The sequence below is a fragment of the Arthrobacter sp. 754 genome (assembly GCF_040548695.1).
Taxonomy (GTDB): Bacteria; Actinomycetota; Actinomycetes; order Actinomycetales; family Micrococcaceae; genus Arthrobacter.
The window spans coordinates 156,807-170,028 of the sequence record NZ_JBEPSC010000005.1; the positions used below are offsets into that span (position 1 = coordinate 156,807).

A 13,222-nucleotide genomic window follows, 5' to 3' on the forward strand; every position below is an offset into this window, starting at 1 on the left:
AACCATGCAGAAATCGAACGGCTTTGCAGCTCCCGGATATGAGAACGTTCTGAACCTGTTTGAGGCCTTGCTGGCGGAAGATCCGGAATACAGCGCGCAGGTCGCCGCCTACCGGAACGGTCGGAAGGTTGTGGACCTGAACGGCGGACCGCATATTACCGCCGATTCCATGACGGGTGCTTATTCCGTCTCCAAGGGCGTAGCCGCGCTGGTGATTTCATTGCTGGTCCAGGACGGGCTTCTGGACCTTGACCGGACCGTAGCGCACTACTGGCCCGAGTTCGGTGTCCTCGGCAAGGACCGGCTCCTGGTGCGTGAAGCACTGTCGCACCAGGCTGGCCTCATCGGTGTGGAAGGCGGATTCGCCCTTGACGAATTTCACACAACGCAGGCAGCTGCGAGGCTCGCTGCCGCCAGGCCTTCATGGCGTCCGGGTCGTTGCTTCGGCTACCACGCCCTCACCATCGGCATCCTCATGGAGGAACTTTGCCGGCGGGTCAGCGGGAGAGACCTGCAGAGCATCTATGAGCACAGGATCCGGGGCGCCTACGGAATCGACTTCTTCCTGGGCCTGCCCGAAGAACTGGAGCCGCGCTACCGGGACGTTATTTACGAGGTGGAACCCGGACAGCCCTGGCTGGATCCTTTGAGCCTGGATGGCCTGAACAGCAACGCGGCAGTCGGATCGATCATGGAACTGCCTAACCGGCGGGTGGTACGCGCCGCCGGGATGAGTGCTGCCGGCGGCGTCGGCACCGCCGAGGGCCTGGCCCGCCTTTACGCAGCGGCGACAACCGGCGTCGACGGCGGGGCAGCGTTACTGATCCCTAACACCATCAATGCCATGTCCCAGGAGCAGGTCTGGGGACTGGACCGGACCTCCGGGCTGGATAACGCGTTCGCCGTGGTTTTCATGAAGCCGCATCCATCACGGAATTTTGGCAGCCATCGCGCTTTCGGCCACGAGGGTGCAAACGCTGCGCTCGGCTTCGCGGATCCCGCCTACGGTCTGGGTTTTGGCTACATCCCGCAGCGGGCCGAGGAAGGCCGTACGCCAGGGAAAGCGCACCGGCTCGCCGCTGAGGTACGGCGGGCAGCGTCTATGCTGTCCTAGCGTCGCCTTGTCCTGATCGAAGCGGCGCCCTAATGTTGGGCGGTGCGAAACTCTAAAACCCAGCCGGAGCCCAGTGCCAAGGAAACGACGCTTCTAAGAAATGCCGTGGCCGGACTGGCCGCCGCCTTTACCGTGCAGCGTTTGCAGCTCGCGGCCAAGGCGGCGATCGCGGCAGGATTGGCGTTCCTCATTGCCCCGCTCATGCCGGGCGCCGCTGCGAACTACCCGTACTACGCACCCCTTGGCGCCCTCGTTGCGATGTACCACAACGTGTCGGGTTCGGTAAGGCAGGGCGTTCAGGCCCTGGCGGGCCTGGCCATAGGTATTGGCCTGGCATTCCTCCTGGTCAACGTCACAGATCCCTCGCCGATCAGTGTGGCCGTGTTCATGGGCATCGGAGTCCTGCTGGGAGGGCTGCCCAGGATCGGTTCAGGGAGTGACTGGATCCCGACGGCGGCCCTCCTGGTGCTGCTGGTGGGAGGCAGTGATCCGGAGGACTACTCCTTTGGCTACCTGATCCAAATGGGGGCCGGCGTGGCTGTGGGCATTGCCGTGAACTTCCTCATCTTCCCGCCTCTGCATTTCGCTGCAGCGGCGAAGAGCATAAATGAACTCCGCGCCGCGTTGGGCCAGCAACTCACCGACATGGGAGCGGCCCTGAAGGAGGAATGGCCGCCTGAGCATGAGGACTGGTCGAGCCGCTCGGACAAGCTGGCCGAAGCGGCACGGTCTGTACGCCACCTGGTTGAAGAAGCTGACGCCAGCCGCCGTGCCAACCCCCGGCGGAAGCTGCACCCCCGCGACGTGGATCTTGACTACCGCAATCTCCGCGAACTCGAGCGGGTGACCTTCCACATCCAGGACATGACTGAGGTCCTCGCCGACGTCATCTGGAAGGACGACGTCCCCTACGAAGTCCCCTTTGAGGACAGTGCTCCGCTCGCGGAAGCCATGACTGCGACCGGCCAGCTGCTGCAGTCATTCCAGCACGAGGACGTGGAAGAACAACGGAAACTGCTCGCTGCGGCCGAATCTGCGGTGGAGGAATGCGTGGCTGCGGCGGCAGCGCGGACGCCCACTGAAGGCGCCGTGCCCGCTTCCGAGTCAATTCTCCTGAGCCTGCACCGGATTCTCCGTGCCGCGCGGCCGCAATCTGGATAGCCCAGCGCAGCGAGGGTGCTCCCTTAGAGCGGCGCCACGGAGCCGCTGAAGTGCTTCCGGCCCGAGCGGGGATTCCATGCGACATAGTCAGAACGGTGCCAGGCTCCGCCGGACCCCTGCGCCGTCCTGATATCCAAGGCAACGCGCCCGGGCAGGAACACCGGCGCCTCGAACGTGATGTCCCAGCTGAAAGCCTCGCCCTTGGCCGGGCCTACGTCCGCCAGTGCCCGCGAGGCAAGGTACATGCCGTGGGCGATGGAGCGCCGCATCCCCAGTGCCTTGGCCGACAGGACGCTGAGGTGGATCGGGTTGAAGTCCCCGGACACGGCCGCGTAGGCCCGGCCCGTGTCGACCCCCAGCTGCCAGATCGCCGTCGGGTCTCCCGGGGTGAAGTCATTCAGGCCGTTGCGCGGGATGGGCTTGTCGATCCCGGGCAGGAACACCCCCTTCGCCAGGTAAGTGGAGCGGCCCGTCCAGCGGATGTCCGGTGTACCGGCCGCGCGGATCTCGGCCACAACGTCCACTTGCGTGCCTGCCCGGTGTCCCCTGAGGTTTTCCACCCACGCCAGGATGTCCAGGGGCTGGGTGAACAGGACCGGCGAGCGTTGCTCGACATGGTTGCTGAGGTGGATCATACCCAGCACAGGCAGCGGAAAATCGTCCCGGTTCATCACGCTGATCGCCAGCGGGAACGCCAGGGCGTGAAGGTAGCCGGCCGGCAGGGTGTCCCGTGCCGTCAGTCCGATGAGGTGCTGGTACGCGGTGAGGTTGACGACGTCGGCCGTTACCCCCCGCACCTCATGGCCGGATTCCGGCAGGCGTGAACCCCCATGGGTGCCAAGCACCCGCCGGCGGGCGGCCTGCGCGGCGGCATTGACGTACAGCTTGGACAGTGACGGCATTTCCCCGAGAATAACCGGCTGGACGTGGCTCATGCCCCCACCATGTATTGTCCGCAGACGCGGAGCACGCCGCCGTTGATGCCGCCGGCGGCGTCACTTGCCAGGAAAGCGATGGCCTCGGCAACGTCAGTGGGTTGGCCGCCCTGGCGGAGCGAGTTGAGCCGGCGGCCGGCTTCCCTGAGTACCAGCGGGACCCGGGCGGTCATGTCCGTCTCGATGAAGCCGGGGGCGACGGCGTTGATGGTCCCGCCGCGCTCCGACAGCAGTGGCGCGGTTGCCCGGACCATCCCCATGACGCCCGCTTTGGACGCGGCGTAGTTGGTCTGTCCGCGGTTACCGGCGATTCCACTTGTGGAGGCGACCGAAACAATCCGGGGCGAATCACGGAAATGATCTGAGGCCAGGAGCGCGTCGTTGATCCTGAGCTGCGCGGCAACGTTGACGTTGATGACGGAACTCCAGCGCGCGTGGTCCATGTTGGCCAGCAGCTTGTCCCTGGTGATGCCGGCGTTGTGGATAACAATGTCCAGATGGCCGTGGCGCTGGACAGCGTGATCGATGATCCGCTGGCCGGCGTCATCGCGGCTGATGTCCAGTTGCAGGGCTGTGCCGCGGATTTCGTTGGCAACCCGGGCGAGGTGGTCTCCGGCGGCCGGAATGTCCACCAGCACCAGGGTGGCCCCGTCCCGGTGGAGGGTGCGCGCGATGGCTGCGCCGATTCCGCGGGCTGCGCCGGTGACCACGGCGACCTTGCCGGCCAGTGGTTTGTCGGGGTCCGCGGGGAGCGTGCCGTCGGCGGAAGTGACCGTCAGGAACTGGCCATCCACATATGCTGACCGGCCGGAGAGCAGGAACCGCACGGCCGCCAGCGCACTGGGGCTTGTCGTTTCGATGCCCTCTTCGAGCAGGATCCCGTTGCCGGTTGAGCCCGCCCTGAGTTCCATGGCCAGCGATCGCAGGAAACCGTCCACACCCTGGCGCGCCGCCGCCTGGGCAGGCGCCAGGCCGGCGGTGACCGGCCGCGACACCGTTATGACCCGGCCGCTCGGGCCGAGATCCCGCAATGAGGACGCCACCGACAGGACGGGACGTTCCAGGCCGTCCGGATGCGCGACGTCGTCCAGCACCAGGATGATGGCGCCGAGCCGTTCACGCGGGACGGCGTGCCTTCGGACGTCGAGGTCCCAGGCAAGGAGCGTGGCGGCAAGGGCATCGGCGCCCGCCGTGGAGCCCTGGACCAGGACGGGCCCGGTGATCAGCGGCTGTCCTGGCTGGTACCGGCGTAGGATTGCGGGTTGCGGCAGGCCAAGCTTCCTGGCGACGTTCCGGCCGAGACCCTGGTTCACCAACCGGGTGTATTTGTCCGTCATCGGGTCCCCTAGAGTGCTTCGAGAATTGCGACGACGCCCTGGCCGCCGGCTGCGCAGATGGATATCAGGCCGCGTGCCGGCCTGCCGTCGACCGTCCTCTTTGCCGCCAGCATCTTTGCGAGCGAGGCGACGATCCGGCCGCCGGTGGCTGCAAACGGGTGCCCCGCGGCCAAGGAGGAGCCATTGACGTTCAGCCTGGTCCGGTCGATGCTCCCGAAGGCGCCGTCCAACCCGAGCCGGGTGCGGCCGAATTCCTCGTCCTCCCACGCAGCCAGGGTGCTCAGGACGGTCCCGGCGAAGGCCTCGTGGATCTCGAAGAAGTCAAAGTCCGCAAGCGTCAGGCCGTTGCGGGCCAGCAGCCGCGGGACCGCGAACGCCGGGGCCATCAGCAGGCCGTCCTTGCCGTGGACGAAATCCACGGCAGCAGCTTCGCCGTCCACCACGGCTGCGAGCTTGGGCAGGTCATGGGCGTCAGCCCAGTCCTCCGAGGCAAGCAGGACCGTGGATGCTCCGTCGGTCAGCGGCGTCGAGTTTCCCGCCGTCATAGTGGCCTCCGCGCCGAGGCTCTTCCCGAACACGGGCTTGAGCGTGGCCAGCTTCTCCAGGGTGGTGTCCGCCCTGAGATTGGAGTCCCGGGACAGCCCGCGGTAGGGCGTCAGGAGGTCATCGAAAAAACCTGCATCGTAGGCTGCCGCCAGGTTGCGGTGGCTGTTGTAGGCAAGTTCGTCCTGGGCTTCACGCGGAATATTCCACTGGGCGGTAGTCAGCGCCTGGTGCTCCCCCATCGACAGGCCCGTGCGCGGCTCCCCGGTGTTCGGCGCGTCGGGTGCAATGTCCTTGGGCCGGAGCCGGCTGAGCACTTTCAGGCGCTGGGGTAGGGTCTTGGCCCGGTTGAGATCGAGGAGGACTTCGCGCAGCCCTTCGCTGACCGCGATCGGCGCGTCCGATGCCGAGTCCACGCCGCCGGCGATCGCGGAATCGATCTGGCCCAGCTTGATCTTGTTGGCCAGGCCGAGGACGGTCTCAAGGCCTGTCGCACACGCCTGCTGCACGTCATAGGCGGGAGTCTCTGCTGACAATGCGGAACCGAGAACGGCTTCGCGGGTGAGGTTGAAATCCCTGGAGTGCTTAAGGACCGCGCCGGCCGCCACCTCGCCGATGCGCTCATCCTGCAGCCCGAACCTGGCGATCAGGCCGTCCAGGGCAGCCGTGAGCATGTCCTGGTTGGACGACTTGGTGTACGCACCTCCCGTGCGGGCGAACGGGATCCTGTTGCCGCCCACCACCACTGCCCGGCGAAGCGGCCGCACTCCGCCGGATACTGCGGAGCTGCTGAATTCCTGGGGTCCGGTTGCGGACTGTCCGTTGACGGACATGGCTGTCTCCTCTGATCTGCGGCGGTTATCGATACCCAGCGTACCTGATACGCTGGGTATCGTGAACAACCTCTCCCCGGACCTTCCTACGCCGCCTTCCGGCGCGAGTGCCGACGGCCGCTCCTCACGCTGGCAGACGCACAGGGAGGAGCGACGCCGGGAGCTCATCAAGTCTGCGCGGCGTGCAGTGCATGCTCTGGGCAGCGATGCCTCCATGGAGGAAATTGCGGCCGCTGCGGGCACGTCCAAGTCTGTCTTCTACCGGTATTTCGGCGACAAGGCCGGCCTGCAGCAGGCGGTGGGTGAAGTTGTCCTCAGCCAGATGCAGCGCAAGATCCGCGACGCCGCCCAGAGCGCCCAGACACCGCGCGAAGGGCTGCTCGCCATGATTTCCGCGTACCTGCAGATGGCGGAGACCAGCCCCAACGTGTACGCCTTTGTCACCCGCCACTCCCCCGCTGAAGCGGTCAGTCCCCAGGCATCGGCGGCGATCTCAGGCGCGCTGGGCCACTTCTTCGAATCCATCGCCGAGATGATCGCCGCGCCGATGCGGACACACCTGGGCGGCGGCAAGGAAGCGGTGATCGGATACTGGCCCACGGCAGCGATCGGCCTGGTCCGGAACGCGGGCGAGCAGTGGCTCAGCACGCCGGAGTCGGGCACGAAACCGGACCAGGAAGCCATGGCCCGCCAGATCACGGCGTGGCTGTGCGTCGGTATCGCCCCTGAACTTATCGAACCAATTGTCAGAACCAACGAAGGACATTGACATGACTGAAGTAGTTGACCGTCCCACCGGCAACGGGCCCGCCACGGGCGTCCCGGCTGCCACTCAGCAAACGGCTGTCCAGCCCGCCGTTGACGTTGCGGCCCTTGGCGAACAGCTGCTTGGCAAGTGGGCGGCTGCCCGCCGGCAGGCACGTGCGCTGGCCAGTCAGCCGGAACTTCACAAAATTGAAGGCCTGACCCACACCGACCACCGGGCCCGGGCCTTCGGCCAGCTGACGTACCTCGTCGAGAACAATGGCGTGCACCGGGCTTTTCCGTCGGAGCTGGGCGGTGCCGATGACCACGGCGGCAATGTGGCCGGGTTCGAGGAACTGGTCACCGCGGATCCGTCCCTGCAGATCAAGGCCGGCGTCCAATGGGGCCTGTTCGGCTCAGCCGTCATGCACCTGGGTACCGCCGGGCACCATGCCAAGTGGCTGCCGGGCATCATGAGCCTGGAGATCCCCGGCTGCTTCGCCATGACGGAGACCGGCCACGGCTCCGACGTCGCCAGCATCGCCACCACGGCCACTTTCGACCCGGAGACCCAGGAGTTCATAGTCCACACGCCGTTCCGCGCGGCGTGGAAGGACTACATCGGAAACGCAGCCGTCGACGGTCTGGACGCGGTGGTTTTTGCCCAGCTGGTGACCAAGGGCGTCAATCACGGCGTACACGCCTTCTACGTGGAGCTGCGGGACCCCGGGACCAAAGAGTTCCTGCCGGGCATCGGCGGTGAAGACGACGGCGTCAAGGGCGGCCTCAACGGCATCGACAACGGCCGGCTGCACTTTGACAACGTCCGCATTCCGAGGACAAACCTGCTCAACCGCTACGGTGACGTGGCTGCGGACGGCACCTACACGTCCACCATCGCAAGCCCCGGCCGCCGGTTCTTCACCATGCTGGGAACCCTCGTCCAGGGCAGGGTATCGCTGGACGGCGCAGCGGTGGCGGCGTCGAAGATCGCCCTTACTGCTGCGGTCCGTTACGCCACAGAGCGCCGCCAGTTCAACGCCTCGTCCCACACCGACGAGGAGGTCCTCCTGGACTACCAGCGGCACCAGCGCCGCCTGCTCACCCGCCTGGCCACCACCTACGCCGCAGGCTTCGCACACGAGCAGCTGCTCCGGAAGTACGACGAAGTCTTTTCCGGCGCCCATGACACCGACGCTGACAGGCAGGACCTGGAGACCCTCGCGGCCGCCCTCAAGCCGCTCAGCACCTGGCATGCCCTCGACACCCTGCAGGAGTGCCGGGAAGCCTGTGGCGGCGCCGGGTTCCTGATCGAAAACCGCTTCGCTTCCCTCCGTGCCGACCTGGATGTGTACGTCACCTTTGAAGGCGACAATACGGTGCTCCTCCAGCTCGTGGCCAAACGCCTCCTGGCCGACTATGCCAAGGAATTCCGGAACGTCGATTTCGGCGTTCTGGCCCGCTACGTCGTCGGCCAGGCGACCGGCGCGGCCATCCACCGGACCGGCCTTCGCCAGGTGGCGCAGTTCGTTGCCGACACCGGCTCAGTCCAGAAGGCAGCCTTGGCCCTCCGGGACGAGGACGGCCAGCGGGCGCTGCTCACCGACCGGGTCCAGACCATGGTGGCCGACGTCGGTTCGGCATTGAAGGGTGCCAACAAGCTGCCGGTTGAAAAGGGTGCGGCCCTTTTCAACCAGCACCAGAACGAGCTGATTGATGCCGCCCAGGCCCACGCCGAACTCCTGCAGTGGGAGGCCTTCACTGAAGCTCTCGCCGACGTCACAGACCCTGGTACCAAAACCGTCCTGACCTGGCTCCGTGACCTCTTCGGCCTCTCGCTGATCGAAAAGAACCTCTCGTGGTACCTCATGAACGGCAGGCTCTCCATGCAGCGGGCGCGGACGGTAGGCGGTTACATCAACCGCCTGCTGGTGAAGATCCGGCCGCATGCGCTGGACCTGGTGGAAGCCTTCGGGTACGGCGATGACCACGTCCGTGCCGCGATCGCTACCGGTGCTGAGAAGGCGCGGCAGGACGAGGCGCGCGCCTACTTCAGGGCACAACGCGCAAGCGGCAACGCCCCTGTCGATGAGAAGGTGCTGATCGCCCGTGCCTCGGCCGGGGCCGCCGCCAAGGCGGCCGCAAACTCCCGGCCGACCCGCGGCCAGTAAGCCGTCCAGCGGACCGGCAGCCCCGCCTTCCACTTACAGATGACGACGGCGCCGCTCCCCCTCTGCGGGGGCGGCGCCGTCGTCGTGTACTGGCTGAACGTACGTCAGAACCGACGCGTCAGGAGAGAACTGACCGGTACACCTCGAGGGTGGTTTCCGTGATGGACTCCCAGGAGAAGTGCTCTTCCGCGCGGCGCCGGCCGGCCTGCCCCATGGCCCGGGCCCGTTCGGGATCTGACACCACCTCGGTCAGGGCCGCGGCAAATTCTGTGACGAACTTCTCCGGATCCAGCGGCGTGCCCGTGCCGTCGGTGACCTGCTCGATGTCCACCAGCAGGCCGGTCCTGCCGTGCTCGACCACCTCGGGGATCCCGCCGGTGGCGCTCGCAACGACGGCAGCACCACAGGCCATGGCTTCCAGGTTGACGATGCCCAGCGGCTCGTAGATGGAGGGGCAGGCGAAAGCCGTGGCGTGGCTGAGGACCTGGATCAGTTCGTTCCGGGGCAGCATCCGCTCAATGAGAACGACGCCGGTCCGCTGGGTCTGCAGTTCCTCGATCAGGCGTGCAGTCTCCGCCGCCAGCTCAGGGGTGTCGGCCGCGCCGAGGCACAGCACAAGCTGCACATCTGCAGGCAGCTTTGCCGCGGCGCGCAGGAGATACGGCACACCCTTCTGGCGGGTGTTGCGGCCTACGAACACCACGCTGGGCTTGTCAGGGTCAATGCCAAGTGCCCTGATGGCGTCGTCGTTTTCGTCGCGGTGCCACATGTCGACGTCGATGCCGTTATGCACCACACGGACCTTGGCAGGGTCCACCTCGGGGTAGCTGCGCAGGATGTCCTGGCGCATGCCCTCGGAAACCGCGATGATGGCTGCTGCGGCCTCGTAGGCGGTCTTCTCGACCCAGGAGGAGACAGCGTAGCCGCCGCCGAGCTGCTCCGCTTTCCAGGGGCGCAGCGGTTCAAGGCTGTGGGCGCTCAGGACGTGCGGGATGCCGTGCAACAGCGATGCCAGGTGGCCCGCCATGTTGGCATACCAGGTGTGCGAATGGACGAGGTCTGCGCCCGCGACGTCCGGGACGATCCGGAGGTCCACACCGAGCGTCTGGATGGCGGCATTGGCCGAACCGAGGTCCTCGGGCACGGAATAGGATGTCACCCCGGCCCCGTGGTAATCGGCATCACGGGGAGCGCCGAAAGCACGAACCTGCAGGTCAACATGCTTACTAAGCACCCTGCTCAACTCGGCTACGTGGACTCCGGCGCCACCATAGATCTCCGGCGGGAACTCTTTAGTCACAATGTCTATTCGCACGCTACCCAAGGTAGTCGTTCCGGCTTAACTGTTCTAGTGTGAAGGAGTCCGGGCATGCCGGACTGTTTGGGGAGTTACGAAGGCGTACAGGAGCGACCACCATGCCGTTGAACAAAAAAGTCCTGGCTATTGTCCTCGCAGGCGGCGAGGGAAACCGGCTAATGCCACTGACGGCAGACCGTGCCAAACCGGCCGTGCCCTTTGCGGGCAGCTACCGCCTGATCGACTTCGCCCTCTCCAACCTGGTGAATTCCCGCTATCTGCAGATCGTGGTGTTGACGCAATATAAATCCCACAGCCTTGACCGGCACATCTCCGAAACCTGGCGGATGTCCACCCAGCTCGGCAACTACGTCGCCTCCGTCCCTGCACAGCAGCGCGTCGGCAAGAGCTGGTTCCTGGGCAGCGCCAACGCCATCTACCAGTCCCTGAACCTGATCCATGACGCCAACCCCGACATCGTCGTCGTGGTCGGTGCGGACCACGTCTATCGCATGGACTTCGCACAGATGGTTGAGCAGCACGTTCTCAGCGGGGCCAAGGCCACCGTTGCTGCTGTACGCCAGCCGCTGCACATGGCAAACCAGTTCGGCGTGATCGAAGTGGACCAGAACGATCCCCAGAAGATCGCCGCTTTTGTGGAGAAGCCTGCCACCACCCCCGGCCTCGCCGCGGACCCCACCCAGTTCCTCGCCTCGATGGGCAACTACGTCTTCAACGCCGATGCTTTGGTGGCTGCCCTGCATGTCGACGCCGAGCGGCTTGACACCAAACACGACATGGGCGGGGACATCATCCCCTACTTCGTCAACCAGGGTGAGGCCGGCGTCTATGACTTCACGCTCAATGACATTCCCGGTTCGACAGAGCGTGACCGGACCTACTGGCGTGACGTTGGCACCATCGATTCGTTCTACGACGCACACATTGACCTCATCTCACCGCTGCCCGTCTTCAACCTCTACAACTCCGAGTGGCCCATCTACACCCGGCAGAGCATTTCGCCGCCGGCCAAATTTGTGCGGGGCGTCAATGACGCCGTAGGAACAGCCCTTGACTCGATTGTCTCCAGCGGCGTGGTCGTCTCCGGCGGCATCGTCGAGGGCTCGGTCCTGTCCCAGGACGTGTTTGTGGGGACCGGCAGCCGGGTGGTGGATTCCGTCCTGATGGACAAGGTGTACATCGGTGAAGGTGCGGTGGTGAACCACGCCATCATTGATAAGAACGTCAAGGTGCCCGCCGGTGCAGCCATCGGCCTGGACCACGACCTGGACCGTGCCCGGGGTTTCAAGGTCACCGAATCCGGCATCACGGTACTTTCCAAGGGCCAGGAGGTCCCGGAACCGGGGGACGCCGAGCGGGAGCTTGCCGCCAGGAACATGCACCTTCTTCCGAATGCAGTCAGGGCCGCCACTGCCCAGTCTCCGGAATTCCGGGACTCCATAAAGCAGGCAACGGGAGAGCACGCCGGCACGTCGGCGGGGGCCCCTTCCGGCGCCAGACGTTCCTGAACCGCCCGGTTGTCCCGGCCGGACCCTGACACCAGGGCCGGCCGGATCTTCTTCAGGCTGTAAAATCAGTACAATGAGCTCCCCCGATCTGACGCCTGAGGAAATCCAGGCCTGCCTCAAGGTTTTGAACACTATCCACGTCTACGACGAGGAACACCCTGACTACGTCTCGGTACGCCGTGCCACCGGCAAGATGTTCAAGGCCGTGAAGCGCCACCGCAGGGTGACCAAGCGGGATCTGATCTCAGAAGCGGACCGCGCGGTTATCGCCCAGACGGCAACAGCGGCCCCGGACCGGATCGACGACGAAACGCGCGGCAACAAGCTGGAGACGTCAGCCACCGGCAAGGTGGCGGGGCATCTGATCCGTTCGCGGCCGTGCTACATCTGCAAGAAGCATTACACCCAGGTGGACGCCTTCTACCACCAGCTCTGCCCGGAATGCGCAGCCTTCAGCCACAGCAAACGCGATGCCCGGACGGACCTCTCCGGCAGGGCTGCGCTGCTGACCGGCGGGCGCGCCAAGATCGGCATGTACATCGCCCTGCGCCTGCTCCGGGACGGCGCGCACACCACCATCACCACCAGGTTCCCCAAAGATGCGGCCCGCCGGTTCGCGGCCATGGAGGACAGCGGCGACTGGCTCCACCGGCTCCGGATCGTGGGCATCGACCTCCGCGACCCCTCCCAGGTGATGGCCCTAACGGATTCCCTGAACACTGCAGGCCCCCTGGACATCATCATCAACAACGCCGCCCAGACGGTGCGCCGTTCCGGCAACGCCTACAAACCGTTGGTGGACGCTGAGGACGAACCGTTGCCGGCGGCCTTGGAACCGGCCAACGGCGGCCCGGAGCTTGTCACGTTCGGCCATGCCCATGACAAGCACCCCCTTGCCCTGGCGAGCAGTGTCACCGAGCACCCTGTGCTGGCCGGCGACGCCATCACGTCATTGGCGCTCTCCACAGGGTCAGCCTCGCTGGAGCGCATTGCCGCCGGCACGGCCATCGACGCCGGCGGCCTGGTCCCGGACCTCGCCGGCATCAACAGCTGGACCCAGGTGGTGGACGAGGTGGACCCGCTGGAAATGCTGGAAGTCCAGCTCTGCAACGTCACCGCTCCGTTCCTGCTGGTCAGCAGGCTGCGGGAGGCGATGAAACGCTCCACGGCGCACCGGAAATACATTGTGAACGTATCCGCCATGGAAGGCCAGTTCTCCCGGGCCTACAAGGGACCCGGCCATCCCCATACGAACATGGCAAAGGCCGCCCTCAACATGATGACCAGGACCAGCGCGCAGGAAATGCTGGACGCTGACGGGATCCTGATGACGGCGGTGGACACGGGCTGGATCACTGATGAACGGCCGCACTTCACCAAGGTCCGGCTGATGGAAGAGGGCTTCCACGCTCCCCTGGACCTGGTTGACGGCGCCGCGCGCGTTTACGATCCGATCGTGATGGGCGAAGCGGGCGAGGACCAGTACGGGGTCTTCCTGAAGGATTACAAGCCCAGCCCCTGGTAACAGGAACTGTCCTGCGGGCCCGCTACGGCGTAG

Annotated in this window: 10 protein-coding genes; 6 read left to right on the forward strand and 4 right to left on the reverse strand. The window is 65.6% G+C overall.

Going from position 1 to position 13,222, the window contains the following annotated elements; genetic code table 11:
• The first annotated feature begins 4 nt into the window (after nt 1-4).
• A complete protein-coding gene (locus ABIA70_RS15480) occupies nt 5-1,114 on the forward strand; it encodes a serine hydrolase domain-containing protein (protein ID WP_354148458.1) in 1,110 nt (369 codons plus the stop codon).
• 105 nt (nt 1,115-1,219) lie between these two features.
• The gene (locus ABIA70_RS15485; protein WP_354148698.1) at nt 1,220-2,275 is read left to right on the forward strand and encodes an FUSC family protein; all 1,056 of its coding nucleotides are present in this window, start codon (nt 1,220-1,222) and stop codon (nt 2,273-2,275) included.
• 23 nt (nt 2,276-2,298) lie between these two features.
• On the opposite strand, the gene ABIA70_RS15490 is transcribed toward ABIA70_RS15485, so the two are convergent.
• From ABIA70_RS15490 to ABIA70_RS15500, 3 genes are read right to left on the reverse strand one after another with little or no spacing between them, the layout of a single operon-like run.
• Complete coding sequence (locus tag ABIA70_RS15490) at nt 2,299-3,210, reverse strand: MaoC family dehydratase (protein ID WP_354148459.1); 912 nt, start codon at nt 3,208-3,210, stop codon at nt 2,299-2,301.
• Nucleotides 3,207-4,547 carry a 3-oxoacyl-ACP reductase gene (locus tag ABIA70_RS15495; RefSeq protein WP_354148460.1) on the reverse strand — a complete coding sequence of 447 codons (1,341 nt, stop codon included), beginning with the start codon at nt 4,545-4,547 and terminating at the stop codon, nt 3,207-3,209. The genes ABIA70_RS15490 and ABIA70_RS15495 overlap by 4 nt, the downstream gene beginning before the upstream one ends.
• An 8-nt stretch (nt 4,548-4,555) precedes the next feature.
• Nucleotides 4,556-5,923, reverse strand: a complete 1,368-nt coding sequence (locus ABIA70_RS15500; RefSeq protein ID WP_354148461.1) for an acetyl-CoA C-acetyltransferase — start codon at nt 5,921-5,923, stop codon at nt 4,556-4,558.
• Nucleotides 5,924-5,984: 61 nt separating this feature from the next.
• On the opposite strand from ABIA70_RS15500, the gene ABIA70_RS15505 reads away from it, so the two are divergent.
• Nucleotides 5,985-6,692 carry a TetR/AcrR family transcriptional regulator gene (locus ABIA70_RS15505; protein WP_502917216.1) on the forward strand — a complete coding sequence of 236 codons (708 nt, stop codon included), beginning with the start codon at nt 5,985-5,987 and terminating at the stop codon, nt 6,690-6,692.
• Nucleotide 6,693: 1 nt separating this feature from the next.
• Entirely contained in the window at nt 6,694-8,838 is a 2,145-nt protein-coding gene (locus ABIA70_RS15510) for an acyl-CoA dehydrogenase family protein (RefSeq protein ID WP_354148463.1), read from the forward strand.
• Nucleotides 8,839-8,956: 118 nt separating this feature from the next.
• On the opposite strand, the gene glgA is transcribed toward ABIA70_RS15510, so the two are convergent.
• Nucleotides 8,957-10,153, reverse strand: a complete 1,197-nt coding sequence (gene glgA, locus ABIA70_RS15515) for a glycogen synthase (protein ID WP_354148464.1) — start codon at nt 10,151-10,153, stop codon at nt 8,957-8,959.
• Between the two features lie 101 nt (nt 10,154-10,254).
• On the opposite strand from glgA, the gene glgC reads away from it, so the two are divergent.
• Both glgC and ABIA70_RS15525 read left to right on the forward strand, forming a co-directional pair.
• A complete protein-coding gene (glgC, locus tag ABIA70_RS15520; protein ID WP_354148465.1) occupies nt 10,255-11,664 on the forward strand; it encodes a glucose-1-phosphate adenylyltransferase in 1,410 nt (469 codons plus the stop codon).
• Between the two features lie 73 nt (nt 11,665-11,737).
• On the forward strand, nt 11,738-13,189 hold the full coding sequence (locus ABIA70_RS15525; protein WP_354148466.1) for an SDR family NAD(P)-dependent oxidoreductase: 1,452 nt from the start codon (nt 11,738-11,740) through the stop codon (nt 13,187-13,189).
• Nucleotides 13,190-13,222 lie beyond the last annotated feature (33 nt).